Below are 26,311 nucleotides of genomic sequence, written 5' to 3' on the forward strand. Positions count from 1 at the left end.
TAGTGTGGAACATGAGAAAAACACCTTCCTTTAGTATGCTTTTCTCTATTATAAAATGGGGTAGTGGAAAATTTAAGGGGAAAAATAAAGCTGTCGAGATTTTCTCGACAGCCTGGAGACAGGAATTATCCTGTCTTTTTTATTTTTTCTGTCTCTTATTCAAGTATTCGGTCAGACTCTTATATACATCTGGATTGTCTAATGAAGATAGATCGGGTGAAGGCTTCTCTTCATACGCCCCTTTAAGTAAACGTCGTACAATTTTTCCATTCCTTGTTTTCGGTAAAGCTGAAATGAGATGAACTTCTTTTGGTGTGAGCGCTTTTCCAGCATGTGAACCAACATGGGCTGAAAGCTCTTGGATAAGGGTTGCTTCTTCAAAAGCATGAGGACTGGTCACGATGAAACAGACGAGCGCCTCCCCTTTCACCTCATCCTTTACCCCAATCACAGCGGCTTCATGCACGGCAGGATGCCATGTAAGGATGGATTCAATTTCAGCTGGCCCGATACGTTTCCCTGCTGTATTAATGACATCATCCGATCTGCCGGTGATGTGGAATTCTCCGTCCTCTGTTTGCATGACCCAATCTCCGTGTGTCCATACACCATCAAATCGTTTGAAATACGTATCTTCATAACGCTCCGGTTCGTTCCAAAAACCACATGTCATGCCGACCCATGGCTTTTTCACCACAAGCTCCCCTACTTCATTCATCACGCTTTGCCCAGCTTCATTGTATACATCTGCCGCCATTCCTAAGATCGCCGCATTAAAGAGAATCGGTTTGATGGGACGAAGCAGCGTACTGCCTACAATGCCACCAGAAACCTCGGTTCCTCCTGAATAATTTAAGATTGGAATGTTCTTTTGACCAATGGTGTGAAATAACCATTGCCACGGAGCTTCATTCCATGGTTCCCCTGTAGAAATAATGGCTTTGACATGCGATAGCTCGACCCCATCAATCGTTTGCTGCATCGCAGAACGAACAAATGTAGGGGAAAGCCCAAAATGAGTGACTTTCTTCTGATGGATGAATGACCAGAGCTGCTGCTCATCTGGATAATCGGGAGCGCCGTCATATAAAACGATGGCAGCTCCATTGATCAAGCCGCCAAAGACGAGGAATGGCCCCATCATCCAGCCCATATCAGTCAGCCAAAACAACCGGTCTCCTTTTGCCACATCCATACATAGCCCGGCATCAAAAGCTGCCTTTATCGGAAAGCCTGCGTGTGTATGAACGGCTCCCTTTGGTGTGCCGGTTGTGCCTGACGTATACAAGATCATCAGCGGATCTTCATTTGTGACATAGGTCGCGCCGGTGATCGGCTGTTCTTGTAACAAATCATTTAGCAGGACATCGCCCTGATATCCGGTATGAGAGGAAGTGTGCACAATCACTTTTTGCACAGTTGCTGTTTTGTTGATGGCATCCGCCACACATTCCCGCATGTTGATCGTTTTCCCTCGCCGCATCATTTCATTCGCTGTGACGACAATGGATGCGCCTGACGCACGAATGCGTACAGCGAGTGGCTCGCTTCCATAGCCTGAGAAGACTGGGCTGAAAATAACACCAATCTTTGTAAAGGCAAGCATGACGGCGACCGTTTCTGGAAGCATTGGCATATAGATGATGGCTACATCCCCTTTTTGAAGTCCTTCTTTCAAAAAGCCAGCTGCAAGACGGCTCACTTTCTCTTGAAGTTCGAGAAATGACCATTTCTTTTCTTCACCGGCTTCATTGCTCCAAATGATGGCGGGCTGATGCTTCGTCTCTTCTTTTTCTGCCCATTTGTCCACAGCCGTTTCGGTGATGTTAAGTGTGCCGCCCTGATACCATTTCGGCCACATCAATGAGTGGTGACCTAATGCCGCTTCATATGGTTTTTTCCACTGAATTCCAACCGCCTTTTCCGCTTCTCTCCAAAACCAGTCTGTGCGTGCAATACTGGCTTGATAGAATGAGTCATACGTAGAAAAACCAAGAGATTTCATCCACTGATGCAAACGTGTTTTTTGGCTCTGCTTTTCTTCCGGTATCCATTCTGGTTTCAGGTTGATCATGAGGACTGCCCCCTTTAGACCGGATAGACCGGATGTTTTCGTTTCGTAAATGTCATGTCTTTCGATGAATAGGCTAGTAATCTATGACAAAGTTCCGTTCTTAGACGGTCAAATGGGATGACGCCATCGACAATCATTTCAGAGGCAAGCTCATAGATATTCATATCTTCCTGGTATTCCTTCCGTTTCTCTTGTATAAATGAAGCCCTCTCTTCGGGCGGGAGTTCTGCAATTTTATTTGCATAGACGGCATTTACAGCGGCTTCTGGACCCATCACAGCGATTTGCGCCGATGGAAGAGCGAGACAGCAGTCTGGCTCAAAAGCAGGGCCTGCCATTGCATATAGTCCTGCTCCGTATGCTTTACGGACGATGACGGATATTTTCGGAACGGTCGCCTCTGACATAGCGGAGATCATTTTTGCCCCATGACGAATAATGCCGGCTTGTTCCACTTTTGTTCCAATCATAAATCCTGGTATGTCCGCGAGAAAGAGCAGCGGGATATGAAAGGCATCACAGAGCTGAATAAACTTGGCGGCTTTATCAGCTGAGTCGTGGAATAATACGCCGCCTTTGACCCTTGGCTGATTGGCAATGAGACCGATAGGCTGACCGTTCATTCTGCCAAAGCCTGTGATTAACTCTGCGGCAAACAGCTTTTTGATTTCAAAAAATGACCCTTCATCAATCAGTAAATCGATGAGTTGATACATATCAAATGGGGTATTCTGGCCTTTAGGGATTAAGTCTTGGATGGTGGTTTCAGATGGTTTAGGTGCTTTTGCTGCTGTCGTTTTTGGTTTTTCTGTATAGTTGGCAGGCATATAGGTTAAATAATCACGTGCAATTTGAATAGCCTCTTCCTCTGTTTCCGCTAATATATCTCCGCATCCAGAAATGCTGCAATGCATTTTCGCACCGCCCATTTCCTCAAGCGATACTTTTTCACCGATCACCATTTCAGCCATTCGCGGCGAGCCTAAATACATAGAGGCATTTCCTTCGACCATGACGACAATGTCACAAAAAGCAGGGATATACGCACCACCGGCTGCAGAAGGACCGAATAGTAAACAAATTTGAGGAATGCGCCCAGACAGCTTGACTTGGTTATAAAAAATGCGCCCTGCTCCTCTTCTGCCTGGAAACATGGCGATTTGATCGGTGATTCTTGCACCCGCAGAATCGACTAAATACAGCATTGGACAATTGAGCTTCTCGGCCGTTTCTTGAATTCGAATGATTTTTTCTACTGTTTTGACGCCCCACGATCCTGCTTTAACCGTAGAGTCGTTTGCCATGACGCAAACAGTCTGCCCATTCATACGCCCGGTTCCTGAGACGACACCATCTGCTGGTAAATGTTCATCTTTGCACTCTGCAAACATGGCATCTTCAATGAAAGAATCCTCATCTAATAGCAAATGAAGCCGATCACGGACAAATAATTTTCCTTTTTCTTTGTTTTTTTGATGGTAGCGTTCTGCCCCGCCCTTTTCAATTCGTTGTTTTTTTAATTCATATTCTTCGATCATAAACATTCCCCTTTCTTGCTATTTGCCTCTGTAATGAGGCGTTCGTTTTTCTTGAAAAGCCTTGAGACCTTCTAGTCGATCTTCTGTATGAATTAGCCGCAGATAAGCTTCGTATTCTTTCGTCAGCCCTGTTTGCAAATCGTGATTAAGGCTGGATTGAATGGCTTGTTTTGCTTCTTTTAAAGCAATCGGTCCATTCTTAGTGATTTGTTTTGCGAGTGTGATGGCATCATTCATCAGTGAATCGGCTGTAGAGATACGTTCAATTAGCCCGATTTGAACGGCTTCTTCTGCTCGTAAAGAAGTGCCTGTGAAGATCATTTCTTTCGCTTTCCCGGGTCCGATCAGGCGCGGAAGTCTTTGTGTGCCCCCTGCTCCCGGCAGGATAGCTAGTCCTGTTTCCGGCAGGCCGAGCGCTGCACCCGCTCTTGCGATGCGGAGATCACAGGCGAGCGCGAGCTCAAGACCTCCGCCAAGTGCGTGTCCGTTTATCACGGCAATGACAGGAACAGGCAAAGATTCAATGTCTGTAAAGGTTTGCTGAATGGTCAGAACAGCTTCTTTGGCTTCTTGTTCTGTCATCAATCGCCGTTCTTTTAAGTCTGCTCCTGCGCAAAAAACTTTAGCGCCAGTTCCTGTCATGAGCAAACAGCGGATGTTTTCATCATGTTTGATTTCTTGAATCGTTTGATTGATTTCCTCTAGCATAGCAGCTGATAGAGCATTGGCTTGTGCTGGTCTATTTAATGTCATGATGCCAATATGATCATCTTGTATTGAAAAATTGACCAATGATGTCATGTGATTCACCCTTTATCAAGTAGTGTGAGACTGAAAAGCGCGTAAACAGTGACTTGGCAGGGTTCGATCCACTTTTGCTTCAATCCATTCAGCCGCTTTGATCAAGCGAGGGAGGTCGACATTTGTTTCGATCCCGAGTTTGTGAAGCATGTGCACCACGTCTTCTGTCGCCACGTTTCCGCTGGAGCCAGGTGCATAAGGACAGCCGCCAAGTCCCCCGCTAGAGGCATCAAATATGGTGATGCCGGCTTTTAATGCTGTATAAATATTGGCAAGCCCCATTCCTTTCGTATCATGAAAATGAAGCGCGATTTTATCAGCAGGAAAGCGTTCAAGTAAAAGGTCTAACCGTCTTTCTACTTGCAGCGGATGGGCTTCCCCAATGGTATCCCCAAGTGATATTTCATCAATGCCGAAGGACAGCAACTGTTCCGTTAATCGCAGCACTTGGTCCATCGGTACTTGTCTTTCATAAGGACATCCAAACACGGTTGAAATATAGGCCCGCGTTTGCCGTCCTTCTGCTTTTAAATCGGCTGTCATTTGTTTGATCACAGGCAATGTTTCCTGTATAGATCGATTCATATTCTTTTTGTTATGTGTCTCACTCGCTGAGATAAACATAGCCCCTAGCTCAAGGTTTGCTTCAAAAAAATGAGCTAACCCCTTTTCATTTGGGATGAGTGCGGCATAGGTAATATCCTCTTTTTTGTTTAATGATTGGGCTAATTCTTTGGCGTCTTTTAAGGCTGGAACCCATTTCGGATGAACAAATGAGGTGACTTCAATATAAGGAAGATGGGCTTCTTCGAGTAAATGGATCCATGTTCGCTTCTCCATTGTGTCCAGCCAAACGGATTCATTTTGCAGGCCATCGCGCGGGCCGACCTCTCTAATGAGCACGTTTTTTGGTAATGCCATGCGGCTTTCCCCCTATTCTGTCAGCTCTAAAAGTACCTCTCCCTCGTCAACAAAGTCCCCCTCCGCCTTATACACTTTACTGATCACACCTGCTTCTTCTGCAACAATGGGAATCTCCATTTTCATCGATTCTAAGATGGCGACTTCCTGTCCTTTTTGCACATCATCACCCTGTTTCACAAGAAGCTTCCATAAGTTTCCGGCCATTTGTATCGTGACAGTTTTCATGAACGGTTTTCCTCCCTTTTTTTCATCAGAAAATCGGTTGTGATGCTGCCATGTAAAAAGGCAGTTGATTCGGCCATTTCCTTTAAAAGCGGTACATTGGTTTTGATCCCTTCTATTTCATATGCTTGTAATGCTGCTTTTAATCGTTCTATGGCGAGTTTTCGAGTATCACCGTACACAATCATTTTCGCAATCATTGGATCGTAAAATGGGGTAATGACACTTCCGCTCGTTACGCTTGACTCATGACGGATATATGGGGCATCAGGTGTAGAAAGCCGAGTGATCGTGCCTGGCGAAGGGTAAAATGTCACAGGGTCTTCAGCGTATATTCTAACTTCAATCGCATGCCCAATTTGATGAACATCCTCTTGGCTGAAAGACAGGGGCTCTAATGCTGCAATTTTTAGCTGCTCCTCGACAAGGTCAATCCCGGTAATTTCTTCAGTGACAGGGTGTTCTACTTGCAATCTCGTATTCATTTCTAAGAAATAAAATTGCTGGTTTTGATCGACTAAACATTCAATCGTGCCCGCATTTTCATACCCAATCGCTTTGGCAGCTTTGACGGCCATCTGTCCCATTTGCTGTCTCACCGTTTCTTCAAGACAGACGGCTGGTGCCTCTTCAACAATTTTCTGATGTCTTCTTTGGAGTGAACAATCTCTTTCAAATAAGTGAACGCCGTGACCGAACGAATCAAAAAGAACTTGAATTTCGATGTGCCGTGCGTGTTCAATCACCTTTTCCATGTATAAAGTACCGTCTTGAAAGAAACTTTGTGCTCTTTTTTGATTTCCTTCAAACGCTCGATGCAGTTCTTCGTCATTGCGGACGAGCTGCATACCAATCCCACCGCCACCACTCGATGCTTTTAGCATAATGGGATAGCCGAGTGTCTGTGCTTTATGAACCCCTTCGTCTGCATCATGGAGCGGGGCTGAAACACCAGGAACGATTGGGATGCCCGCTTGTTCCATCGTTTTTCTCGCTTCAATTTTATTTCCCATCTGCTGAATGACTTGTGCAGATGGTCCAATAAAGGCAATGCCTTCGCTCCGGCAGCGCTCAGCAAATGCCGCATTTTCTGATAAAAGACCATACCCTGGGTGGATAGCATCAGCATTTGTTTGTTTGGCAACCTTAATGATCGCTTCCATGTTTAAATAGCTTTCAGAAACTTTAGCGCCGCCGATATAATAGGCGCTGTCTGCTTCTTGCACATGGAGTGCATGCTGATCAGCCTCTGAATAAACGGCAACGGTTTTGATTCCGAGCCGTTTACATGTCCGAATCACTCTACGGGCAATTTCGCCTCGATTGGCGATCAATACTTGTTCAAACATCGCTGCCTTCACTCCTTTATTAGATCAAGCGCCTGCTTTTTCAAGCGGAATTTCTGAATTTTGCCTGAGGCGGTCATTGGGTACTCATCTGTAATGAAAAAGTATTTCGGGATTTTGTAGCGTGCCATTTGTGACTGACAATAGCTCGTTAATGTCTCAATTGAGACCGACTTCCCTTGTTTCAGCCGAATGAATGCGGCTGCTTCCTCGCCGTATGTCTCGTCAGGAATACCAACGACCTGTGCGTCAAGAATGGCAGGGTGAGTGTATAGGACATCCTCAATCTCTTTTGGGTACACATTCTCTCCGCCTCTGATGATCATATCTTTGAGCCGGCCTGTGATTTTCACATAACCGTCATGATCCATCTCAGCTAAATCCCCTGTATGAAGCCATCCGTCCTCATCAATGACTTCATTTGTTGCTTCTTCGTTTTTATAATAGCCCTTCATGACATGGTAACCTCTTGTACAAAGCTCTCCTTGCTGTCCTCTTGGCACTTCTTCTGATGTCCCTGGTAAAGCAATTTTGACTTCAATTTGAGGAAGCGCACGTCCGACCGTTTGAACACGTCTTTCAAACGAATCATCGGTTCTTGTTTGGGTAATGACGGGTGAACTTTCGGTTTGACCATAGGCAATCGTGAGCTCTCTTAATCCCATTTTTTCAATGACTGCTTTCATGACGTGGGATGGGCAGAGTGAACCGGCCATAATCCCCGTTCGTAATGTGGACAGGTCATAAGAGTGGAAATTTGGATGATCGAGCTCTGCGATGAACATGGTTGGTACACCGTGAAGAACCGTGCATTTTTCTTTTTCTACTGTTTGAAGGACTCGTTCTGGATGGAATGATTCAAGTGGAATGATCGTTCCCCCTTTTGTGAGACAAGCAAGTACACCAAGAACAGAGCCGAAGCAATGAAAAAACGGTACTGGGATACACATACGGTCCTGCTCTGTTAATTTCATACAATCTGCGATCTGACTCGCATTACAGACGATGTTTGTGTGGCTGAGCATGACGCCTTTTGGATAGCCGGTTGTGCCTGAAGTGTACTGCATATTAATAACGTCATCAGGCGTGAGCTCATTCATTCGCTTCTCCCATTCATGATCTTCGGTTCTTTTGGCTGCCACTTGAAGACGATCCCAGCTGAGCATGCCGTTTGGTACATGCTGACCGATATAGATACATCTTTTTAAATAAGGAAATTGTGTGGAAGTGATCTCCTCTTGATGAGCGGTTTGAAGTTCTGGAATCAGCTCTTCAAGCATGTTGACATAGGACGTTTCTTTAAAGCCGTCTACAATAAACAACATTTTGCTGTCAGAATGCTTGAGTAAATAGGCGAGTTCCTGTGATTGAAAATTGGTATTCACAGTGACAAGAACAGCACCAATGGAGGCGCAGGCAAATTGAAGAATGAGCCATTCAGGTATATTTGGTGCCATAATGGCGATGTGATCTCCCTTTTGAACCCCTAATGCCATGAGACCTTTACCTGTTTCCTTGACCTCTCGATAAAACGCTTCGTACGAATAACGTAAAGAACGTTCTGGGTAAACAATGGCTTCATGTGCTGGGTGCTGTTCTTTTTTTTCTCTTAATAGGGAGCCAATCGTTTGCGGGTGAATCGACATCATTGCTTTCCTCCCTTATGTGTAGTAAGCGTTTTCATTGAGGTATTACGCTAACAGCTGTCTTGCGATCACGAGCCGCTGAATTTCAGAGGTTCCTTCTCCGATTTCCATCAGCTTGGCATCTCTCACAAGCCGTTCAACACCGCATTCTTTCATATAGCCTGTTCCGCCATGAATTTGGACCGCATCAAGACTTGCTTTTGTGGCCATTTCTGAAGCAAACAGTTTGGCATAGGCCGCTTCTTTTGTAAATGGTTTGCCTTGATCTTTCAGCCAAGCGGCTTTCCAGACCATTTGTCTTGCAAGCTCTATTTGCATCGCCATATCCGCCAGCTTAAACTGAATGGCCTGGAAGGATGAGAGCGTCTTTCCAAATTGCTTTCTTTCTTTTGCATAGGAAAGTGAAGCATCAAGTGCCGCTTGTGCAATTCCGACGGATAAGGCTGCAATGGAAATTCGTCCGCCGTCTAATGTATATAAAAATTGCTTGAATCCTTTCGATTTGTCTCCTAATATATGATGCGCTGGTACACGCACTTCGTCTAAAATGATTTCAGCCGTATCTGAACCACGAACCCCCATTTTGTCATATGGGTTTGTAATCGACAGTCCCTTTTGTCCTTTCTCCACAATAAAGGCGGAGATGATTGGACGTCCGTTTTCATCATGATCTGTTACAGCGGTGACAATAATCGTTCTGGCATAATTGGCATTTGTGATCCAGCACTTTTCCCCACTGATGACATATTCTTGTCCGTCTTGAATGGCTTTTGTTTTTGTTCCTTTTGCATCTGATCCAGCGTTTGGTTCTGTTAATCCGAAGGAGCCAAGCGCTGTTCCAGAGGCTAATGGAACAAGATGGTCCATCTTTTGCTCCTCCGTCCCGAAGTAATAAAGTGGACTTGCGCCTAAGGAAACCGCTGCGGCATAACTTAAACCTGTACTGGCACACTGCTTGCCAATTTCCTCTACTGCCAGTGCATACGAGATCGTATCTCCTCCAGAACCTCCATATTTCTCTGGAAAGGGTATACCCATAAAACCGAGCTCCCCCATTTTTTGAAATGTTTTTACGGGAAATGCTGCCTGTTCATCAACAGTTTGAGCGTGCGGTGCAATTTCTGTTTTTGCAAATTCTTTGACCATCTGACGGATCATTTGCTGCTCTTTCGTTAATTCAAAATCCATTGTGCTTCCCCCTTTGGCGCTTTTCTATCATATTTATTATTGAAATAGCTGCTTCATGCCAAGCTTGATTGAATTCAGAAAATTAAAATAAAAATAGTAGAAAAATAGAGAAAGCAAAAAAGCATAAATGGAGGAAAACCCTCATTTATGCTGTCTTTGTTATTTTACTGTTTTTGTAGAAGGTTTGCTTTCATGATGAAGGCGATTGAGTGCCGTCACTTTATAGGTATAGCTCTTCTTTTGATTGGCTAAAATGTCTTTCGTTTGTGTGAAGGAACCTGTTTCTTTTCTGACCGTTTGCACAAATTCGTATGTCCCTTTATTCGACAATCGATAGACTGCATAATAGGATGCACTAGAGCGCGGATCATTTTGTATCTGTAAAACTGCGCCATACTCTGTCTTTTTCACAGATTGGATGATTGGTTTTTTTGGCGCTTTTTGATGAAGCCATGGCATCTCTGGTATGAGAGCTGGTTTGCTATAGGTTTCTTCTATTAATCGTTTCTTTACATTCAAGGGATTCCGATTGATATCTTTCAGACTAAAATGCATGCTTCCTTGTACGAGCTGTGACTGCCTGTTCAGCTCGATCTGGCGAAAATACTCCTCGGGATCAGACCAAGCAGGATCACTGTTTTGATTGATTTTATACGTCGCTTGGCCAATGTACAAGTGAACAGGTTGCCCCTTCACTTCATTTGACCACCATTTCGTCAGCACATCATAGGCAGCGGGCTGAAAGCCGATACTCCAATAAATTTGCGGGGTGATATAATCAATATGGTGCTGCTGTATCCATTCTCTTGTATCAGCATACAAATCATCATAATTGGTCATCCCTGCTGTTGTGTTTGAACCGGTTGGGTCATCTTTTATGTTGCGCCATACACCAAATGGGCTAATGCCGAATTTCACATACGGCTTTTCTTTCTTAATGGTGTTATTGATTTGCTTCACTAGCTCGTTCACATTATCTCTTCGCCAATCTTCTATATGTGTGAATTTCTGCCCGTAAGTTTCATACGTTTCTTGATCTGGAAATGGAACACCAGCGATTTTATTCGGGTAAAAATAATCATCCATATGCACCGCATCAATATCGTAGTTTTTCACTACTTCCTCTATCCCGTCAACAATGAAGTCCTGAGCATCAGGAATGCCTGGATTAAAGTACAGCTGATTTCCGTAGGCGATGGTCCACTCAGGGTGTGCTCTTGCAGGATGATCGGCTGATAACCGGTTGAGATCGGTATGATTCATGGTGATTCGATAAGGGTTAAACCAAGCATGAAATTCAAGGCCGCGTTTATGTGCTTCTTCTATCATAAATTCAAGCGGGTCATATCCAGGGTCTTTCCCTTGTGTACCAGTCAAATATTCAGACCATGGCCCGAATTTCGACGGATAAAAGGCATCTGCTGTTGGTTTAATTTGCATGATGACGGCGTTCATATTCATCGCTTTGATGTCGTCTAACAGTTGAATGAACTCTTGTTTCTGCTCATCTGCGGGCAGTCCTTTCTTTGAAGGCCAATCTAAGTTATAAACTGATGCGACCCACACTGCACGCATCTCTCTTGTGCTCTCAAGCTTCCCTTTTGGCATCGAACGAGCTAGACTGCTAGACGGAATCAATAAGAAGACACCCATGAAAACTAGTGTCAGAACCGTCATACTGATCTTTTTCAGCATGGTTTGCATCACCTCATATTAAGTTTATTCTGCGTTTTGTGATGGAATGCCAGCAGATGGTGTAAGCAAGATGTTTTTCATTTTAAGTAGCTGATCTTTCGGGACGTCGCAGGCTTCTAGTAAATACCGCTCTGCACTTCCGTATGTATCCATCATCTCATTCAGTACATCTTCAAGATAATCTTGCTGCACACCAAGCAGGGGCTGAATTTGTTCTTTTGACACCCGATATAAACTCATCATGCGAACAAATCGTTCTTGTCTTTTCACTAGCATTTTCACGCCTTCATTGGAACGCATGTATTCACTTAAAACGGTATGCACCGGCACACCCGCTGCTAATTGAATAAGAGCAGATAAAAAGCCTGTACGGTCCTTTCCGCTTGTACAGTGAAGCATAAGCGGATAATTTTTTTCATCGGACAGTAATGTAAACAATTGCTGAATCTCTTTTTTTCGCTCATAGAGCATGCTTTGATATACATCTTTCATGATCGGTGTAAAGGATAGAGATTTTCCTTCTGCTATCAGCATACGAAACATGGTCCATTTGCTAGGCATCATGCTGTCAGGCTGCATAGGGATATGAACAATTTTGTCATGTTCCATGATCTTTGGCGGGTGTGATTTTCGTTCTGAGCTTGTACGCAGGTCACAAATCGTTTGAATTCCAAGTGTTGAGAACGTCATTATGTCTTGCTTCGTGAGACGTGATAAATCAGCAGATCGATAAATCATTCCTTGTTTGATGACCATCTGATCCGTTGTTTGGAGTCCCCCTACTTCTCTAAAATTTGCAAGCTTTGAAAATTGTATGTTGTGTTGATTCATAGAAGTGAAAATCCTTTCTATCCTCTTTTCTCTATCATACGCTTTTATGAAAAATGAGAAAAGATAAGAGAAAAAGATCATTCGATTCTCCCATGTTGATCAGTGACATCTTTTACGTGGAATTATTGTTATAATAGAATCAGCATATTCGTATTGATTGGAGATTGTAGCATGATAAAAACAAAACGTATTCAGCAAATAAAAGAGTATGTATTTGACCGGGAATCTGCCTCTCTTGATGAGCTTGTGACGCATTTTGGCGTCTCAAAAAACACCATACGCCGAGATGTACAAGCATTGGTAGAATCCGGCGTGCTAAAGAAAGTGTACGGCGGCGTCGCTGTGAATCACTCAACATTGGTGGTGTATCAGGAGCGAAAGACTCGTCAGCTGAGTAAAAAACAATTGATCGGACAGGCTGCCGCTGCTTTTGTTGAACATGGTGATATGATTTTTGTTGATTCTGGTACAACGACACTGGAGATGCTTCCCTATTTGAAGGAGAAACGGATTACCGTTGTGACAAATAACGTGGATTTCATTACACAGGCTATGCCTTATGAACACCTCACCATCTTTTCAACCGGCGGTATGCTAGAGCGAAAAACAAATTCTTTCGTTGGTTATCAAAGTGTTGAGCGTCTCAAAGCATACAATGTCAATAAAGCATTTATTGCATCAACGGGTTTATCCATTGATCATGGCGTCACGAATTCCTCCCCGCTTGAGACAGATATTAAAAAAACGCTCGTTGAAAAAAACGCCAAAACCTTTTTATTAGTCGATGATAGTAAGTTCGACCATTATGCCTTGACCACGTTTTGTGACTTAAAAGACATAGACATCGTCGTGACGAATGAACAACCAAATGAAGATTACCTTCAATATGGAAAAGAACATGATGTGAAATTTGTCACGCCTTAGTCCAGAGCGAAAAAGCCAAGCGTCAATGTGTTGGCTTTTTTCTTATGCGCAAAAGAGTGAAACGGCGAAGTGTTGGTTACATTATGATTGTACATTTAACACATGTTTGGAGGTTGACCTGATGCCGTTGTTACGTTTTGACGTGATAGAAGGCCGTTCAAAAGAGGAATTAAAAAAACTGCTGGACACTTGCCATGAAGCAATGGTTGATGCCTTTGGGGTACCTGAACGAGATCGCTATCAAATTGTTCATCAGCACCGCCCTGAAGAGATGATCATTGAAGACACTGGGCTTGGTTATCCGAGAACAAAGGATCTGGTTGTCATTAGTGTTGTTAGTAAACAGCGGACGAAAGAGCAAAAGGAACAACTTTATGTACAAATCGCAGAACGTATAGAAAAAGAATGCGGGGTTGCCAAGACGGATGTGATGATTTCCATCGTGGAAAATGGAGACGCCGATTGGAGCTTCGGGATGGGTGAGGCTCAATTCATAAGAGGATTGCTCTAAAAAACGGCTCAGGAATGTGAGCCGTTTTTTGATTCATTCATTTTCAAGCTGCATGAGCAAGTTGAATAAATAGCGGTACACTGCTGAGATCACACCAATTAAAGGCGTATCTTCTTTGATGTCTTCTAGTTCAAGAAGCGGAATGTTGATATCAAATAACCCGTCTTGTCCATTAAATTGAAGCTGAGCACCATTTAATGTTGAGAGCATCTCTTTTAGTAATCCAGTATCTTTTTTAGGACGCTTCAATCCGAATAACACGGTATACGTCTGAAATACTTCATCCCATTCTATGGCAAGTCCGTCGGCTCTCACCACATCAAACCACTTCGACTCGATATAAATGAATTCTTTTTGTTGTTTTTTTACGTATGTAAGAGGTGTATTTAAAAAGGAAGCATTTTCTGTTTGAATCATTTCCTCCGATTCCTTGTCTACACGTTCTATATAAACATCAGCAAAGCGTGCTTCTTCTGTCATTTTTGCCCCTTCTAGCGGCCAATTTTGACTTGCGGCTTTGTTATATTCAAAGTCGGTGAGCGCCTGCCCTTCTTTCAATAAATCTTGTAAGCGATTTTGCAGTGACATGACTGTATCTCCTTTCATCTACTTCATATGCGTTTTTTATTTTAGCATAACACATGAAAAGAAAGATATGCCTGAGCATATGATGGTATGATAGTGGAAAAAGAAACATCTCGGAGGGGACCGTTTTGCTCACAATGACACTGGCAGAAAAAATCGTAGATGAGGTCAAAAAGGTACTGACGGAAGAAATCATCATCACACAAACAAACGGTACCATTATTGCTGCAACAGATCCAGCACGCATTGGTCAATTTCATGAAGGAGCATATGTCACATCCTTAGAAGGGCAGAAACGAATTCTCACAAAGGATGATGTGCTGCAGATGAAAGGCGTCAAAGCCGGGATCAATCTGCCTATTTATTTCAAACAAGAAGTCATTGGGGTCATTGGAATGACAGGTGATCCAAGGCATGTCTCCCCTTTTGGCGATATTTTACGTAAAATGACGGAGCTGCTTATTCAAGAGCATGAATTCTTTCAAGAAACGGAAACAGATGAACGGCAGCTTGAAGCCTTTGTATTCGACTGGCTTCACCTGCCAGAGACAGCGGCTGGTATGACCGAGAAGGCGCAGCGGCTAGGCTTTGATGTCAACAAGCAGCGTGTCGCTATTCTCATTGATTGTCAAGACGAAACGTTTATGAAGCAGGATCAATACAAACTGATGAAGGACAAATTGCAACTCACCAATCAGGAGATCATTGTGCGCTGGGGGCATGCACGTTTTTTGCTCATGCTACAAGCCACACCAGATGGTCGAGAAACATGGCACAAGCGCTTGTTCCATATTCATGCTGCGCTCACAGCGCTGTCACCATCGAGGATTTTAATGGGGGCAGGAAAACCAGCAGCTTCTCATGTCATGAAGCAGTCCTTTCATCAAGCTTTTCGCGCTTTAAAATTGGCGCATGCTGAAACACCCATTGTGTTTGATGAAGATTTGACGCTTGAACTTTTTATGGAGGAAATCAGTCAGGAAACAAAAGATGCGTTTCTTGATCGAACGATTGCGTCTCTTTTCCCCTATCCTGAACTAGTGAAAACATTGCGGGTGCTCATCGCTTCGGATTACTCATTGAAACATACAGCAGAAACTATGCATGTCCATATTAATACACTTCATTACAGATTAAAACGGATCCAGGATTTAACGACACTTGATCCAAAGCGCATGCAAGATGCGATGCTTTTTTATTTAGCCTTGCTGCTTTTAGATCATGATACAAAAAATACGATAAAACAGCCTGATATTTTGTAGAATCGTCTATAGTCATGTGGCGGTTCTTTTTTTATACTTGTAGAAACGAGACGTTAAATGAGCGGGAGTGATTGTATATGCTAGATTCAGAATTTTCAAATCAATTAAAAGAGATTGTCGGTGCGCCCAATGTCCAAGACAGCAAGGCGGATCGTCTTGCCTACTCTTATGATGCGACACCAAATTTTCAACAGATGCCAGATGCCATCGTGACACCTCGCACGGCAGAAGAAGTGCAGCAAATTGTGAAACTGTGCGCCTCTTACAAGGTGCCGATCGTCCCAAGAGGCTCAGGGACGAATCTGTGCGCAGGAACATGCCCTACTCAGGGCGGATTGGTGATTCTCTTTACTAGAATGAATCAATTATTAGAAATAGACGAAGAAAATTTAACCGCAACGGTGCAGCCTGGCTTAATTACGCAGGAATTGATTCATCAAGTAGAGGAAAAAGGTCTCTTCTACCCGCCTGATCCAAGCTCTATGAAAATTTCCACATTAGGCGGCAATATTAACGAAAATTCAGGGGGACTGCGGGGGTTAAAGTATGGAGTGACAAGGGATTATGTCCTTGGGCTTGAAGTGGTTTTGCCAAATGGTGACATCATCAAAACAGGCGGAAAGCTTGCAAAAGATGTCGCTGGCTATGATATGACTCGATTGTTCGTTGGTTCAGAAGGAACACTCGGGATTGTCACAGAAGCGGTGCTAAAGCTCCTGCCGCTTCCAGAAACGAAACAAACAATGCTTTGTTTATACGAAAGCCTTGAAGAAGCTGCGACTTCTGTATCGGCCATCATTGCTGAGCGTATCATTCCTGCTACATTAGAATTTATGGATCAGCCGACCCTTGAAGTCGTTGAAGATTTTGCAAACATCGGCCTGCCCACCGACGTTCAAGCTGTGTTATTAATTGAACAGGACGGCAACCCTGAAGCTGTTTCTCGTGATATCCAAAAAATCGCAGAAGTCTGTGAGCAGCACGGGGCTAAAAGCGTCAAGATTGCACATTCAGAAGAAGAGGCAAGTGCACTCTTAACAGCGAGACGCTCTGCTTTATCTGCCCTCGCTCGATTAAGTCCTACAACGATTTTAGAAGATGCTACCGTTCCCCGGTCTGAAATTGCCAATATGGTTCGTGCAATCGAAGACATTGCACGAAAGTACGAGGTGAACATTTGTACGTTTGGTCATGCAGGTGATGGCAACTTACACCCCACTTGTGCGACAGATGCAAGAAATGAAGAAGAAATGAAACGTGTAGAAGCTGCCTTTCAGGCCATTTTTGAAAAAGCCGTTGCACTTGGCGGCACCATTACAGGCGAACATGGCGTGGGTCTCATGAAAGCCCCCTATTTGGAGCTGAAGGTCAAAAAAGAAGGAATCGCTGCCATGAAGGCGATTAAACAGGCACTTGACCCAGCAAATATCATGAATCCAGATAAAGTGTTTGGAAAAGCCTCAAGAAAGCGAGTGGTGGTCTCATGAGTTCTTCTTCTAAGCAAAAAGAGATCCAGCAGCAGTTTCAGGAGCAAATGGATGAAAAGGAGCTGCTTAATTGCATGCGCTGCGGCTTCTGCCTCCCTTCCTGCCCTACCTATATTGAATCTGGACAACAAGAAACGCACTCTCCTCGGGGCCGAATTGCGTTAATGAAAGCTGTAAGAGATGGCGTCATTGAGCCGGATGAAGATGTTGAACATTCCCTTAATCTTTGTCTTGGCTGCCGTGCATGTGAACCAGTCTGCCCTTCTGGCGTCAAGTATGGACAGTTGCTAGAAGATGCCAGAGACATTATTCAACAACATAAAAAACAATCGTTTCCCGTCAAATTGATGAGACGTGTTGTGTTTAAAGGTCTCTTTCCATCACAAAGTCGTATGCGACAAGCTGCTAGTTTTCTTCGATTTTATCAAACATCTGGTCTGCAAACAGCCGCCAGGAAGACTCGCATACTGAAGGTGCTTCCCTCCCATTTACAGTTGATGGAACAGGCACTTCCAAAGGTGCCGCCTCAAAAGAAAAAACGTTTGAATGAATATAAAGCCATTGGTCAGGCAAAAAAACGGGTGGCGTTTTTTACTGGCTGTTTAATGGATACAGTTTTCTCAAACACAAACAAAGCGACCATTCATCTCTTGCAGCTGGCAGGCTGCGATGTGATCGTTCCTCCTATACAAACGTGCTGCGGCGCGCTACATGGTCATAGCGGAGAAAAAGACCAAGCAAAACAGTTAGCCAAGCGGAATATTGAAGCATTCGAGGAAACAGATGCTGATGCGATTGTCATGAACGCGGGCGGCTGTGGCGCCTTTTTAAGCGATTACGGTCATTTGCTTCAGGATGATCCAGATTTTCAAAAACGAAGTAAAGCCTTCTCACAGAAAATAACCGATATATCAAGTATCCTTGTAGAGCTGGAGTTTCACCGCCACGTGCCACTGGCTTTGCCAGCGCAAGTGATCACCTATCAAGACTCCTGTCATTTACGAAATGGGATGAATGTACAACAGGCGCCGAGGGTGCTCATGAAAGCCATTCAAGGGGTAACGTTTAAAGAAATGAAAGATGCCGGCCGCTGCTGCGGATCTGCAGGAATCTACAATATCTTGCAGCCAGACATGTCGATGCAAATTTTAGATCATAAAATGACTGAAGCGAGCAACACAGCTGCAGCTGCCATTGTGACGTCGAATCCAGGTTGTCAATTACAAATGGCAGCTGGCGTCAAAAAGGCAGGACATATGCCTAGCATGAGAGCGATTCATCTGGCAGACTTTTTACTAGAAGCCGTTCAATATGGAAAAAAAGCGTCCAGTTCATGAAGCTGAACGCTTTTTTTATGCATATCTTCAGAAGATCGGTTGGATAATAGAGGCAAATCACGGAAGGAGATGGTTCAAGTGCTGAAGAAAAACAAATCAAAACAGAAAGACCCGAATTCAGTATTTGAAGCATTATCGCGCTCTTCTGATTTTATCAATGAATTATCAAGTTCCGGAGGTTTTCTTTACAGAATTTCTTTTTTTCGTTCTTTAATTAATGGAAATCTCCTTCATGAACAAATCTTGCCTTTTATTCAACAATTGCATCTAACACCCACCCTTGAAGAGCTGAAAGAACACATCCCAATTGAACAAGCTGTGATTACGAAGGACCTTCAAAAAGTGGAAGAAGCTCTTCATCGGGGCAGTATTGCTGTTCGGATTGAGACAGATTGGGGCAATACGCTTCTCTTGCCGATTGAAGAAAAGAAAGGCAGACAAGTGGGCCCGCCTGAGATTGAATTCGGAATCATTAGTGCGCAGGAAGCATTTGTGGAAGGGCTGGACACAAACTTAAACTTGATTAGGCGCAGGCTGCCCACTCCTGACCTTAAAGTAGTTGAACACACAGTTGGTACCCTTTCTCAAACGAAAGTAGCCGTTGTATACATAGAGAATATCGCCAACCCGCAGAACATTGAAACCGTTCTTCAGCGGATTCAAGATGTTGACTATGACCAAATTCTAGATTCTAACTATCTTGCGCAAATGCTTTATGATGTGTCCAATACAATCTTTCCATTGTTTTTAAATACAGAACGGCCAGACAGGGTTTCCTCAGGTTTAACGGAAGGAAAAATAGCCATTATGGTTGACGGTTCGCCTCATACCCTGCTTGCACCTACAATTTTACTCGAGTATTTTTCTACAATGGAAGACTATAACATGTCTTGGATCGCAGCATCTTCCTTTCGGCTGTTACGCATTTTTGCAGTGATATTTTCTATTTTTGCAACCCCTTTGTATGTAGCAGTTTTAACGTTTCACTATGAACTGATTCCTAAGGACTTATTAGAAACGATTGTCGCATCACGCTATCTCGTGCCCTTTCCGCCTATTATTGAAGCATTATTTTTAGAGATATCGATTGAGCTACTTAGGGAAGCCGGGTCTCGCCTTCCTGCAAAAGTCGGACAGACGCTCGGGATTGTTGGAGGTATTGTGATCGGACAGGCTGCGGTTGCAGCGGGATTAACAAGTAATATTTTGCTCATTATTGTCGCATTATCAGCTCTTGCCTCTTTTGTCACTCCTATTTATAAAATGGGGACAACCATTCGTCTCTTACGTTTCCCATTCCTTTTTGCTGCACAAGTGTGGGGAGCGCTAGGGATTTCGCTAATGGGGGCTTTTCTTCTTACACATTTAATGAAATTAACGTCTATAGGCCAGCCTTACTTAGAGCCAATCTTTCCACTTCGATTGGCCGATTTAAAAGGTAGTTTGATTCGGCCCCAACTCCGCTTTTTGAAAAAACGTCCAGAAAATTTACGGCCGCAAAATGAAACGATACACCGCCAAAAGCCAAAGCAAGGCCGTAAGGGGAAAAATGATTTTTATGAATAAGGAAGTGAAGGCATGAGCTCTTCTTCTGTGAAAGAAAAATTTCAAGTATCCCCTTTTTTTGTGTTTTTTCTGATCAATGCCAATCAAGTTGGTGTTGGTATTTTAAATTTCCAGACGAATCTGGTCCGGACGATTAATAATGATGGGTGGATCGCCATTTTAATTGCTGGTGCAAGCGTCAATTTGATGATTTTCCTCATTTACTTTTTGTTTAAAAAAGCACCTACTGACGAATTTAGTGACATTACGCAATCTGTGTTTGGTAAATGGCTTGGACAATTCATCAACATTCTCTACATTTTGTATTTTTCTTCATTATCTTTGATCGTGCTTGTTCATTATATGGATGTAATCCATGTTTGGCTGTTTAAAGAAATTCCTGGTCTTTTATTTGCATCAGTGCTGCTCATCCTCGTCTATTACATTCACACAGGCGGATTTAGAACAATCGCTGGCTGGGCATTCTTTAGCATTGTTCTAACGTACTGGATGACCTTTATCTGCTTTTATGTCATGAAATATAGTCACATCCGGTTTATGTTCCCAATGTTTGATCATTCATTTTCACAACTCATGATGGGGGTCAAAGATGCCTCTTTATCCATGTTTGGTTTTGGAACATTGCTTGTCTATTATCCCTTTATTAAAAAAGCACAAACGTCGCAAAAATTTGCACATATGGGAGTGTTGCTAACGACATGCCTGAATTTGCTTGTATTTCTCGTCTCTATAGCGTACTACTCAAGTGCTCAGCTCGAACTAACGAAATGGCCGACATTGACATTAACCAGCATTGTCAAACTTCCGTTTATCCAGCGCTTTGAATTTATTGAAGTGTCGCTATGGCTTTTGCTTATCGTTCCGAATATCGCTATTCCATTATGGGCAGCCAGCAGAATGGCAAAACAAGTGTTTCACACGAGCCAACGCATGACGTTAATTGTTCTCAGCCTTCTCATTCTCGTCATGTTTTCATTTTTGATCGAGGCCACCTCTTTTGAGACGTTTAATAAATGGGTGGAATATAGCGGATATATCCTCATATATGGATTGACTGGATGTATGATCATTGGGCTGCTGCTGAAAAAAAGGTGGGTGAAAAAACGCGCATGAAACATTATATTCTCGTGTGTCTCATGTTATTGAGCCTTTTCTTAACGAGCTGTGCACAGCCTCGTCTCTTAGATGAATTAAGTATCTCGCAGGCAGCGGGATTTGACTTATTGGATGATGGAGAAATGAAGGGCTTCTTTGTTTTCCCTGTTTTTAAAAGCGAAGAACAAGGAAGTTACCAAATTGTAAGTGCTAAGTCAAATACCATTAGTAATATTCAGTTTCTTGTGTCGGAAAAATCGCCTTTCCCCGTTGTCATGGGACAAGTACTCGTGATTTTAATAAGTGAAAAGCTGGCGAAAGAAGTGGGTATGATTGATTTGATGAATTACATTTATCGTGATCCGATCATTGGGTCCCGTCAAGTATTTGCCATAGTAGGCGGAGAAGTTGAAAATTTGTTGTATACAAAGATGAATCAAACCAACTTAAATATCGGTGTATATCTTTCAGATTTGCTGGCCCAAAACATGCGAAATGGCAATCAACCTGTGACCAATCAGCATATTTTTATGAATCAGATGATGGCAAAAGGCGTGGATGCCTACCTCCCTTACATTAAAAATACAAGCAACTCTATTAAAGTGTCAGGTGTCGCTCTTTTTGATCAAGAAAAAATGGTTGGGCATATTCCAGGGGAAGATACGTTTACGTTTAAAGCGATGATTGAAAATCATAAAAATGGGATTTATGAGTTTCGATTTAATGACACAAAGAAAACCCATGTTGTCATTGAAAATATCAAATCACATGTGTCTTATCACATTAAACCAACTGAAAACCTTTCAAAAAAGCCTCATATCACCATTGATATCAAGCTGAAAGGTGAGTTAAAAGAATTTATGAAATCAAAAAAAATCGATACGCCTTCTATCTTGCAGCATGTTGAAAAAGAAGTGGAGAAGCGTGTGGCCCAGCAAGGAAAAGACCTTGTTCAATCCTTTAAAAAGCAAAAAATTGATCCACTTGGACTTGGTTTGAGATATCGTTCTAAAGATAAAGCCATGACACCGGAGAAATGGCAAAAAATCTACCCTGATGCAGATGTCCAAGTGAATTGTCATATGAACATTGTCCAAACGGGTGTCAGCCAATAAAAAAGACTGTATGAAAAGGTTCTCCCTTCTCGTACAGTCTTTTTTAATCTTCATCTTTTACGTCCGGGTCCTCAGGGATTGGTTCATTTAAGATGTCTTGAATGAGCTCTTTATATTGTTCTAGCTGTTTCATATGGGTTTGAAACTGCCCTTGATAAATGAGATACGATTCCCCGTCAAATACGTAACGAATCTTTTTTTGCTGGATTAATTTTTCAACATATGCTTCTGATACTTCTAAGTATTCAGCTGTTTCTCCAATTGTTAAATACATGCATGTGCACCACCGTTCGTTTCATCTTACAAATTATATCACGAGCTGGTCAAAAAACAGATATCGCTTGTTCATGTTTTTTTCATCTTTTCTTCACTGATTCGTCAACTCGCTTTTGTACAGTATTCATACACCCACTCAAACACTAGGAGGTGATGATCCTTCGCATGACAAAGAAAAATATTCGGACCTATGCCGCATTTTTAACTGTAGGCGCTAGCAATACGATGATTGACTTTTTGTTCTTCTTTTTTTTCACTGCTTGCTTTGTTCCCTCTTTTCTTGCACAGTGCCTGTCCTATACCGCAGGAATGCTGAACAGTTATGTTTGGAATCGAAAATGGACGTTCCAAGTGAAAAAGAAAGCTGACAAGTGGGAATGGATCAAGTGGGCCACAGTCAACGGCGCAGCGTGCCTCCTCACCTATGTTGTCTTATATGTCATGCAGCAAGCAGGTTTCTCATTATTCATTAGTAAAGCGATTGGTACCCTTCTTGGCATGATGATCACTTTTACTGGAAGCCGCCTATGGGTGTTTCCATCAGAAAATAAACCATCAGAAATGGAGCGATGATTCAATGAATATCAAAAAAGCCGTTATACCAGCAGCCGGATTAGGCACACGTTTTTTACCCGCAACGAAAGCACAGCCAAAGGAAATGCTGCCGATTATCGACAAACCCGCCATTCAATACATAGTTGAGGAGGCTGTTCAATCAGGCATTGAAGATATACTAATTATCACAGGAAGAAATAAAAAATCGATTGAAGACCACTTTGACCGTTCGATTGAGCTAGAACACACGTTGCTTGAAAAAGGAAAAAATGAACAGCTGGCTGAAATCAAACATATTGCGGATATGGCCAATATTCATTATATTCGTCAAAAGGAGCCCTTAGGTCTTGGACATGCGGTATTATGTGCACGTCATTTTACTGGCAATGATCCTTTTGCGGTCCTTTTAGGTGATGATGTCATGGTGTCAGAAAGACCTGCACTCTCTCAGCTCATGGAAGTCTTTGAAGACAAACAAAGAGAGGTCATTGGCGTCCAGCAAGTGGATCGTCTAGATGTCAGTAAGTATGGTATGATAAGACCAGCTAGAGTAGACGGTCAAGTGTTTGAAGTCACAGACTTAGTGGAAAAGCCAGCTATTCATGAAGCTCCTTCCGATTTAGCCGTGATGGGCAGGTATTTGTTAACACCATCGATTTTTCCTATTCTTCAAGGAATCGAGAGAGGTGCCGGGAACGAAATCCAGCTGACAGATGCCCTGAAAATCATTGCACATGAATCACCCATTTATGCAAAACAATTAGATGGGATGAGATTTGACGTTGGTGATAAGCTGGGCTCATTTAAGGCAGCGGCTGAAATTGGATTGATGCGTCATGATATGCGGACAGCCATGCTAGCATATATGCAAAGCATACTCATGAGAGAAGCAAAACAAGCATAGGCTCTTATAAGGATGCTTGAAGAAAATTCGTATTTAAAGGCAGAGTGAAATGAATGGGAACCTTGTTTAATGAAATTTTAACCTGGCTGACAAGCCTTGGTTACGCAGGTGTTGCACTTGGACTGATGATTGAAATTATTCCAAGTGAAATTGTACTTGCCTACGGCGGATATATGGTGTCAACAGGAAGCATTGGATTTGTTGGAGCCGTCATCGCTGGGGTGATTGGAGGAACACTTGCCCAGTGCTTTATTTACTGGATCGGCCTTTACGGCGGAAGACCTTTTTTAACAAAGTATGGGAAGTATTTATTCATCCATGAGCATCATATTGCCACGGCAGAACGCTGGTTTGACCGATATGGAACGGGTGTCGTATTTACAGCTCGTTTTATCCCAGTCGTGCGCCACGCGATCTCAATTCCAGCTGGTATTGCAAAGATGCCATTTCTCAAATTTGTTCTTTTGACCGGATTAGCCGCCATCCCTTGGTCCATCCTATTTATTTACCTTGGAATGCAGCTTGGGACAAAATGGGACCACATTCAAAGTGTCGCTCACACGTATACAACACCAATTATGGTCATTGCCATCGTTCTCATCGTACTGTATTTCGTTTTGAAAAAAATTCGCACAAATCGAAAACGGACAATCTAACGAAAACGCCTTTCACTCGTCATGTGAAAGGCGTTTTTTCTATGCGTGCGTCGATTGTTTTTTCATATATTGAGATAATTCCATAATCATTGCACCCATTCTTTCAAGTGAAGGGGCTAGAATTCGGCTTATCCCCTCTTCTTTTAATGCTTCAGCTGTGACTTTTCCAACAGCTACAGCTAATACATGCTGCTCGAATAGATGTTGCAGTTCTTCTTTTTTGCCCCATTCTTCTGCTAGTTTGAAAAAGGCATGAACCTGAACAGCGGTTGTAAAACAAACGGCATGGACCTTCCCTTCTTTCATTTCTTGAAGCAAAGTGTCTGCCGCCTCTGGTTCAGGGGGCGTGTGCTGATATGGCATGAGCTGCAAAACGTCTGCTCCCTTGTGATGTAAAAAATCAATGAGAGCTGGTGCATTTTCGCCGTGAAGCTGTACCATGACCCGTTTACCTTGAAGTTCTTTGTCTTCTAACTTTGAAATGAGGTCACGAACGGTTCCATCTTCATCAGAAACATCAGGCTGAATGCCGTGTTTTTTTAGAGCCGCAAACGTTTTGTATCCTCTTGAAGCGATATGGGCACTTGATAAAATGTTCATAAATGCTTCTCCAAGCTGGAGCTCTTCTCCACTTTCAATTAATGTGTCTGTGCCGATACCCGTTGTTAAAATGACCCAGTCAGCTCCCTTCTTTACAAAGGTTTCTATGCCTGGCTTTAATTCCTCTTTGGCTAAAAATACAGTGCCCTGAAGAGAACGAATAACAGCTTGTCCTCCTTGCTTTTCAACAAGTGTGCGCATTTCTTCTGTTTTTCTTGTTCCGCATATGGCAATGGTCTTTCCAGCTAAGCCTTTACTCATTCTCATCCCTCTTTTTCTATCACATGTATGATGTATTGTATTAAATATAGATTTATTTGGAAGACGTTGCAAGTGTCTACTAAAAAAGAGCTTGACGTTTCTATCGAATTCGAGTATCTTTTGTAAGTGCAAATTGTAGGAGGTCATTATGGAAAAACAGAATGTTCAAGCAATTCGATTATCAATCGCAGACCCAACACCACTTGGTTTGTTTGGTTTAGCAATGGTCACGCTTGTTGCGTCTTCACAAAAACTAGGAATCACAGATGGCACATCCCTTATTTTACCTTGGGCTATCTTCCTTGGAGGAATCGCGCAGCTGATCGCGTCCATACAAGATTCAAAGCATCATAATATTTTTGGAGCCACTGCCTTCGGCGCATTCGGTCTTTTTTGGATGGGTGTTGGAACTACTTGGCTCATTCAAGCTGGCGTTTTTGGGAAAACGCTTGCGGGAGCTGCGGACCCAAAACAACTAGGTTTTGCTTTTATTGGTTATTTGATTTTCAGCTTATTTATGACGATCGGTGCAATGGAAACACATAAAGTATTGTTTTTGATTTTCGTCTTTATTGATTTCTTATTCATTGGCCTGTCCCTAAGCTCGTTTGGTGTGATGTACGATGTGACTCATACGATGGCTGGTATTGCAGAATTGATTATTTCTCTTCTTTCATTTTATGGTTCTGCAGCTGTTGTGCTGAATACACATTTTGGTCGTACAGTACTGCCAGTTGGACAACCATTTCGCGTGTTTACTAAAGCATAAATAAAAAAGAACTGCTCTTGGCAGTTCTCAGGCTGTCGAGAAAATCTCGACAGCTTTATTTTTTTTCTTAAATTTTCCACTACCCCATTTTATAATAGAGAAAAGCATACTAAAGGAAGGTGTTTTTCTCATGTTCCACACTA

General features: G+C 42.9%; 25 protein-coding genes. 12 read left to right on the top strand and 13 right to left on the bottom strand.

All coding sequences use genetic code 11. From position 1 onward, the window contains the following. Window positions 1-139: 139 nt before the first annotated feature. The 10 genes from ES896_RS19575 to ES896_RS19620 all read right to left on the bottom strand — a co-directional run bounded on the left by ES896_RS19575 (window position 140) and on the right by ES896_RS19620 (window position 12,346). The gene (locus ES896_RS19575) at window positions 140-2,074 is read right to left on the bottom strand and encodes an AMP-binding protein (RefSeq protein WP_035704411.1); all 1,935 of its coding nucleotides are present in this window, start codon (window positions 2,072-2,074) and stop codon (window positions 140-142) included. A gap of 14 nt (window positions 2,075-2,088) precedes the next feature. After that, complete coding sequence (locus ES896_RS19580; RefSeq protein ID WP_135227199.1) at window positions 2,089-3,612, bottom strand: acyl-CoA carboxylase subunit beta; 1,524 nt, start codon at window positions 3,610-3,612, stop codon at window positions 2,089-2,091. 18 nt (window positions 3,613-3,630) lie between these two features. After that, window positions 3,631-4,413: an enoyl-CoA hydratase gene (locus tag ES896_RS19585; RefSeq protein ID WP_135227200.1), complete on the bottom strand. Its 783-nt coding sequence runs from the start codon at window positions 4,411-4,413 to the stop codon at window positions 3,631-3,633. Between the two features lie 15 nt (window positions 4,414-4,428). Further along, complete coding sequence (locus ES896_RS19590; RefSeq protein WP_041092795.1) at window positions 4,429-5,334, bottom strand: hydroxymethylglutaryl-CoA lyase; 906 nt, start codon at window positions 5,332-5,334, stop codon at window positions 4,429-4,431. Window positions 5,335-5,346: 12 nt separating this feature from the next. Then, on the bottom strand, window positions 5,347-5,562 hold the full coding sequence (locus tag ES896_RS19595; protein WP_008346646.1) for an acetyl-CoA carboxylase biotin carboxyl carrier protein subunit: 216 nt from the start codon (window positions 5,560-5,562) through the stop codon (window positions 5,347-5,349). After that, window positions 5,559-6,908: an acetyl-CoA carboxylase biotin carboxylase subunit gene (locus ES896_RS19600; protein WP_007499213.1), complete on the bottom strand. Its 1,350-nt coding sequence runs from the start codon at window positions 6,906-6,908 to the stop codon at window positions 5,559-5,561. Before ES896_RS19600 ends, ES896_RS19595 begins: the two co-directional genes overlap by 4 nt. A gap of 8 nt (window positions 6,909-6,916) precedes the next feature. Continuing rightward, a complete protein-coding gene (locus ES896_RS19605) occupies window positions 6,917-8,554 on the bottom strand; it encodes an AMP-binding protein (protein ID WP_046527658.1) in 1,638 nt (545 codons plus the stop codon). Between the two features lie 42 nt (window positions 8,555-8,596). Further along, the gene (locus ES896_RS19610) at window positions 8,597-9,739 is read right to left on the bottom strand and encodes an acyl-CoA dehydrogenase family protein (protein ID WP_008346640.1); all 1,143 of its coding nucleotides are present in this window, start codon (window positions 9,737-9,739) and stop codon (window positions 8,597-8,599) included. A 159-nt stretch (window positions 9,740-9,898) separates the two neighbouring features. Beyond that, entirely contained in the window at window positions 9,899-11,434 is a 1,536-nt protein-coding gene (locus ES896_RS19615; protein ID WP_135227201.1) for a glycoside hydrolase family 10-like protein, read from the bottom strand. A 24-nt stretch (window positions 11,435-11,458) separates the two neighbouring features. Continuing rightward, the gene (locus tag ES896_RS19620) at window positions 11,459-12,346 is read right to left on the bottom strand and encodes a tyrosine-protein phosphatase (protein WP_135227202.1); all 888 of its coding nucleotides are present in this window, start codon (window positions 12,344-12,346) and stop codon (window positions 11,459-11,461) included. Window positions 12,347-12,436: 90 nt separating this feature from the next. Between ES896_RS19620 and ES896_RS19625 the strand changes: the two genes are divergently transcribed. Next, on the top strand, window positions 12,437-13,189 hold the full coding sequence (locus ES896_RS19625) for a DeoR/GlpR family DNA-binding transcription regulator (RefSeq protein ID WP_017359514.1): 753 nt from the start codon (window positions 12,437-12,439) through the stop codon (window positions 13,187-13,189). A 121-nt stretch (window positions 13,190-13,310) separates the two neighbouring features. After that, window positions 13,311-13,700 (top strand): tautomerase family protein, encoded by a 390-nt coding sequence (locus ES896_RS19630; protein ID WP_046343720.1) that lies wholly within the window; start codon window positions 13,311-13,313, stop codon window positions 13,698-13,700. A 33-nt stretch (window positions 13,701-13,733) separates the two neighbouring features. Here ES896_RS19630 and ES896_RS19635 read toward each other — a convergent pair whose 3' ends face one another. Continuing rightward, the gene (locus ES896_RS19635; RefSeq protein ID WP_017367394.1) at window positions 13,734-14,288 is read right to left on the bottom strand and encodes a hypothetical protein; all 555 of its coding nucleotides are present in this window, start codon (window positions 14,286-14,288) and stop codon (window positions 13,734-13,736) included. 125 nt (window positions 14,289-14,413) lie between these two features. Between ES896_RS19635 and ES896_RS19640 the strand changes: the two genes are divergently transcribed. The 6 genes from ES896_RS19640 to ES896_RS19665 all read left to right on the top strand — a co-directional run bounded on the left by ES896_RS19640 (window position 14,414) and on the right by ES896_RS19665 (window position 22,147). Further along, window positions 14,414-15,547 carry a CdaR family transcriptional regulator gene (locus tag ES896_RS19640; RefSeq protein WP_046343722.1) on the top strand — a complete coding sequence of 378 codons (1,134 nt, stop codon included), beginning with the start codon at window positions 14,414-14,416 and terminating at the stop codon, window positions 15,545-15,547. A 77-nt stretch (window positions 15,548-15,624) separates the two neighbouring features. Further along, window positions 15,625-17,034, top strand: a complete 1,410-nt coding sequence (gene glcD, locus ES896_RS19645) for a glycolate oxidase subunit GlcD (RefSeq protein WP_024719419.1) — start codon at window positions 15,625-15,627, stop codon at window positions 17,032-17,034. Next, complete coding sequence (locus tag ES896_RS19650) at window positions 17,031-18,371, top strand: (Fe-S)-binding protein (protein ID WP_046343725.1); 1,341 nt, start codon at window positions 17,031-17,033, stop codon at window positions 18,369-18,371. Before glcD ends, ES896_RS19650 begins: the two co-directional genes overlap by 4 nt. A gap of 78 nt (window positions 18,372-18,449) precedes the next feature. Next, the gene (locus tag ES896_RS19655; protein ID WP_019743946.1) at window positions 18,450-19,937 is read left to right on the top strand and encodes a spore germination protein; all 1,488 of its coding nucleotides are present in this window, start codon (window positions 18,450-18,452) and stop codon (window positions 19,935-19,937) included. A 12-nt stretch (window positions 19,938-19,949) separates the two neighbouring features. Then, on the top strand, window positions 19,950-21,050 hold the full coding sequence (locus tag ES896_RS19660) for a GerAB/ArcD/ProY family transporter (protein ID WP_007499199.1): 1,101 nt from the start codon (window positions 19,950-19,952) through the stop codon (window positions 21,048-21,050). Next, on the top strand, window positions 21,047-22,147 hold the full coding sequence (locus ES896_RS19665; RefSeq protein ID WP_231131710.1) for a Ger(x)C family spore germination protein: 1,101 nt from the start codon (window positions 21,047-21,049) through the stop codon (window positions 22,145-22,147). The genes ES896_RS19660 and ES896_RS19665 overlap by 4 nt, the downstream gene beginning before the upstream one ends. Window positions 22,148-22,190: 43 nt before the next feature. On the opposite strand, the gene ES896_RS19670 is transcribed toward ES896_RS19665, so the two are convergent. After that, window positions 22,191-22,421, bottom strand: a complete 231-nt coding sequence (locus ES896_RS19670; RefSeq protein WP_008346618.1) for an excisionase family DNA-binding protein — start codon at window positions 22,419-22,421, stop codon at window positions 22,191-22,193. Window positions 22,422-22,588: 167 nt separating this feature from the next. Here ES896_RS19670 and ES896_RS19675 point away from each other — a divergent pair, with 167 nt between their 5' ends. Genes ES896_RS19675 through uptA form a run of 3 tightly spaced genes read left to right on the top strand, consistent with a single transcriptional unit; the run spans window position 22,589 to window position 24,538 of the window. Further along, window positions 22,589-22,996, top strand: a complete 408-nt coding sequence (locus tag ES896_RS19675) for a GtrA family protein (protein ID WP_035392637.1) — start codon at window positions 22,589-22,591, stop codon at window positions 22,994-22,996. Window positions 22,997-23,000: 4 nt separating this feature from the next. Continuing rightward, a complete protein-coding gene (gene galU, locus ES896_RS19680) occupies window positions 23,001-23,882 on the top strand; it encodes a UTP--glucose-1-phosphate uridylyltransferase GalU (RefSeq protein ID WP_017359504.1) in 882 nt (293 codons plus the stop codon). A gap of 53 nt (window positions 23,883-23,935) precedes the next feature. Then, the gene (gene uptA, locus ES896_RS19685; RefSeq protein WP_007499192.1) at window positions 23,936-24,538 is read left to right on the top strand and encodes an undecaprenyl phosphate transporter UptA; all 603 of its coding nucleotides are present in this window, start codon (window positions 23,936-23,938) and stop codon (window positions 24,536-24,538) included. Between the two features lie 39 nt (window positions 24,539-24,577). Here the strand turns inward: uptA and ES896_RS19690 are convergent, their stop codons facing one another. Next, window positions 24,578-25,399: a uroporphyrinogen-III synthase gene (locus ES896_RS19690; RefSeq protein WP_135227203.1), complete on the bottom strand. Its 822-nt coding sequence runs from the start codon at window positions 25,397-25,399 to the stop codon at window positions 24,578-24,580. A 148-nt stretch (window positions 25,400-25,547) separates the two neighbouring features. Between ES896_RS19690 and ES896_RS19695 the strand changes: the two genes are divergently transcribed. Beyond that, window positions 25,548-26,168: an acetate uptake transporter gene (locus ES896_RS19695; RefSeq protein WP_007499188.1), complete on the top strand. Its 621-nt coding sequence runs from the start codon at window positions 25,548-25,550 to the stop codon at window positions 26,166-26,168. Window positions 26,169-26,311: the final 143 nt, after the last annotated feature.

Origin of the sequence: Bacillus sp. 005/A4HT-01/001, from assembly GCF_004634445.1 — a bacterium.
Taxonomy (GTDB): Bacteria; Bacillota; Bacilli; order Bacillales; family Bacillaceae; genus Bacillus; species Bacillus altitudinis.